This is a genomic window from Catenibacterium faecis, assembly GCF_014306455.1.
Classification (GTDB): Bacteria; Bacillota_I; Bacilli_A; order Erysipelotrichales; family Coprobacillaceae; genus Catenibacterium; species Catenibacterium mitsuoka_A.
The window spans coordinates 1-777 of record NZ_JACRWG010000157.1; the positions used below are offsets into that span (position 1 = coordinate 1).

At 32.6% G+C, this 777-nt stretch carries 1 protein-coding gene; it reads right to left on the minus strand.

Annotated features, from left to right (window positions below):
- Positions 1-70: 70 nt before the first annotated feature.
- Complete coding sequence (locus H8909_RS13580; RefSeq protein WP_238928319.1) at positions 71-439, minus strand: transposase family protein; 369 nt, start codon at positions 437-439, stop codon at positions 71-73.
- Between the last annotated feature and the right edge of the window lie 338 nt (positions 440-777).

Consider the following 777-nt stretch of genomic DNA (forward strand, 5'->3'; position numbering starts at 1 on the left):
TGACGTTTCTAAATTAACTAAACCATAAAATTCAACTATTCTATTTTTTCTAAATTATTCAAACTTGTTTTTAAGTTTGTCTTTTTTTATACGTTTTGATTGATTTTTGTTTCACACTTTCCAGCTCTGAAGTTTGAGATAATCTGCTGTGACTTTTCTCTGTGAATGGGTTTTCCTCTGTCACTACCTTATTACATTGAGGACATACTAATCTTCTCTTTTTAAGTATCAGGGAGGTGTTCTTGCCTCTTATCATGTTATGCATGACTTTGCATTTTCTATAGTCCTTAATATTCATTCTACTGCCACACTCAGGACAAGAAATAATGTTTCTCTTGAGCGTGATATAATAAATCACTTCTTTTTCATTGATTTCAGTCGTATGAGACTGTACAAAGGATTCATAATCCCCTAAAATAATTCTTAGATCATTATTCAATTTGTGATCTCCTTTCGCTTTTAGTTAATATGAGCAAATTAATGATACAGCGAAAGGTTTTTAATTACATAAAAATAGTTGAAAAAGTGGGAGCCACAGTGTGACCCCCACAGATTTAAAGGTGATGTTTCCAAGACTCCCAAATATTTAGAGCGAAGGTCTGACCCCCACAAAAATTAAAGACCCAATACTTTTGATATGATGACCTCCCAGTAGACAGTGCAAATAATTAAAAGCACTGTTTGCTGAGGAGGTTTTCTTATGGGAAGAAAAAGTAAGTTTTCAAAAGAACAAAAAATTGAAATATGTAGAAGATACTTAGATGGCAGTGAATCAGT